This window comes from Pseudoalteromonas sp. SR45-5 (assembly GCF_014163565.1).
Classification (GTDB): domain Bacteria; phylum Pseudomonadota; class Gammaproteobacteria; order Enterobacterales; family Alteromonadaceae; genus Pseudoalteromonas; species Pseudoalteromonas distincta.
Genome location: NZ_JACJDN010000560.1, coordinates 1 through 2602, shown reverse-complemented (window position 1 = coordinate 2602; position 2602 = coordinate 1). Strand labels below are relative to the sequence as shown.

General features: G+C 39.0%; 3 protein-coding genes. All 3 read right to left on the bottom strand.

What is annotated here, in order from left to right; genetic code table 11:
• On the bottom strand, nt 1-968 hold a 968-nt coding region (locus H5072_RS16480), incomplete at its 3' end, for a CHASE3 domain-containing protein (RefSeq protein ID WP_182694143.1).
• A gap of 38 nt (nt 969-1006) precedes the next feature.
• On the bottom strand, nt 1007-1216 hold the full coding sequence (locus H5072_RS16475; protein ID WP_039485081.1) for a histidine kinase: 210 nt from the start codon (nt 1214-1216) through the stop codon (nt 1007-1009).
• Between the two features lie 14 nt (nt 1217-1230).
• Nucleotides 1231-2571 (bottom strand): sigma-54 dependent transcriptional regulator, encoded by a 1341-nt coding sequence (locus tag H5072_RS16470; RefSeq protein WP_182694142.1) that lies wholly within the window; start codon nt 2569-2571, stop codon nt 1231-1233.
• Nucleotides 2572-2602 lie beyond the last annotated feature (31 nt).

The window sequence follows — 2602 nt, the reverse complement described above, 5'->3', positions numbered from 1 at the left end:
CCACGCGTTGTAATTCGCGAAAACTCTAATAAGTCGTTAATCAAGTTAGACATACGCTGCGCTGCATTTTTCATGCGCCCAATGTAATCCATCCCCTTTTCACCCAATTCATCTTTAAACATGGTTTCAAGACGGTCGCTAAAGGCTTGGATTTTTCTAAGAGGTTCTTGTAAATCATGGCTTGCTACAAAAGCAAACTCTTCAAGCTCTCGGTTACTACGGCTCAATTCATCTGAATATAATGTTAGCTCTTGTGTCCGCTCAGAAACCTTCATTGCTAATGTTTCGTTTTGTTTTTCAAGCTCAAAACGATATTGTGCTGCATTTCTTAAATTAAGGCGCGTCATAATAAACATACCAATAATCAGTAACGCACTCGTTATTGCTGTTATAGCGAATGTAATTTTAGCTTCATTTTTAATCTGTGCTAATTTAGAAAAATGGCTTACTTTAAAGAGTAATTCACGGTCTTGAATTTCATTAACATACTCTCTAATTTGCTTATAAAGCTTTCTTCCTTTATGCGTATTTAGTACATACAACGCACGACTTTCTTTGTCATTTAGCGCAAGGTTTACAGTTTGTTTTAATTCTTTAATTTTACTATCTACAAGAACTAACAACTGGGCTATACGCTCAGCTTGACCGTCAATCTCAGAGTGAAGCGACTTGACATGATCTGTTTGCGCTTCAATTTGGCCTACAGCATCGTAGTACGGCGTTAAATAGTCAGCCTCTTCTGTCAATAAATAACCACGCTGCCCAGACTCAGCCTGCACTATGGATAGATGCAGCTTCTCAATTGCAGTGGTTAGCATGCTAGTGTTGTCTAAACTTTTTTGGGTTTGTGTTAAGCCTTGAATCGTATTTAATGCTAAAAATGCGTTGCCCACAATAATACCTAGCACAACCACCATAAATGTCGCCCAAGTGATATTCGCTTTACCTTGCTGTTTTTTCTTGCTCATTTAGCTTCCCGAATTAAAGTTTATACAACACTTAATATTTATTGAGAGTCTGATATTTTTTGCAAACTTTCGCTGCACTGTTGGCAATTATTGATAATTTTATCAAGTGCATCTAACGCTTTTTCTTTTGGCATATCGTTTTCAAGTACCAATTTAATCAGCTCAGCATTCATCGAAATACGATTTAGCGGCCCTCTTGCATCGTGTACTAATTTATTGAGTTGCTCTGTTTGGTTATCGGATGTCATGCCCTTCCTCAAATCTATTTATATTCGCCAATACCGCCATATGCATTAAGGCGGTTATAAAGTGTTTTAGTACTAATACCCAGCATTTGTGCAGCAAGCGTTTTATTACCTTGCACCTTATCAAGCGTTGCATGAATAAGTTCTTTTTCAACTTCTTCAATTGTTTGCCCTGCTGATACAGGCTTTTCGACAGCTTGATTATTAACGCGCGAAAAAGGTGACTCTAAGTTATCAGGTAAAATAATGTCGCTGGTTTGTGGGTCGCTCATGATAAATGCACGGTGTATAGCATGGCGGAGCTCTCGCACATTACCCGGCCATTCATAGCTTTGCAGCTCTTTGAGCTGTGCGGCAGTCCAACTAAAGGCAGTGCCGTTTTCGTCATTAAGTTGATCTAAAAAGGCTTTTGCTAATAAAGGTACATCTTCTTTTCTATCGCGAAGTGGCGGTATATCAATAGGAAAAACAGCCAACCTAAAGTAAATATCTTCACGAATAACATTATTTTGTGCTAAATCGGTAAGCGAGCGGTTAGTGGCTGAAATAACACGGCAATTGGTTGGTATTTCTCTGTTACCACCTACGCGTGTTACCTTTTTAGTTTCAAGCACTCGCAGTAAATTTGGCTGCATATCAATTGGCATTTCAGTTACTTCGTCTAAAAACAAAGTACCGTTATTTGATTGCTCAAATACACCTTCTTTACGTGCAATTGCGCCTGTAAATGCGCCTTTTTCGTGGCCAAATAACTCACTACCAATTAACTCTTTTGAAAGTGCGCCACAGTTGCTAGCAACTAATGGCCCTTCGCACTGGCTTGCGTTATGAATAGCTTGAGCCACTACTTCTTTACCTGCACCACTTTCACCCATCAACATCACATTGGCATTTGTTTTAGCAACGCGTTCAATCATATTGTAAAGCTTGTGCATTACTTCTGATTCGCCAATTAAACCACCAAAGTGACGCGTTATACCGCCCGACTTTGCTTTTTTAACTGCTTTTTTAGGGCCATTTAAAACCAGTTCTAAATCTTCGCGTTGTAATGGCTTTAATAAATGCCCTACATTTGGCTCACACATCTCAGCTAAAATGCCTTTAACTGAAGGATGACCCGATATAAGTGTAATTTTTGGAGATTGCCCAATCGTTTTTAGGTGATCAAGCAAGTGCAAACCGCTACCATCAGGCAACATAAAATCAAGCAGCACATGGTCAAAAGTATTATTTTCAAACCATTGATGTGCTTCTTTTAAACTGGTTGCGGTGCTTACATTGTGGCCGAGGAATTCGACTATGTGGCATACAACGTCACTAAACTCGACGTCATCGTCTACTAAAAGTATGTCTAACATGATAAATCCCTATGCTTTTTTTCTTATTCTA

What these genes read in the sequence shown, in the direction of transcription:
- H5072_RS16475 (WP_039485081.1), bottom strand. Translation starts at nt 1,216, where the DNA reads ATGACATCCGATAACCAAACAGAGCAACTCAATAAATTAGTACACGAT.
- H5072_RS16470 (WP_182694142.1), bottom strand. Translation starts at nt 2,571, where the DNA reads ATGTTAGACATACTTTTAGTAGACGATGACGTCGAGTTTAGTGACGTT.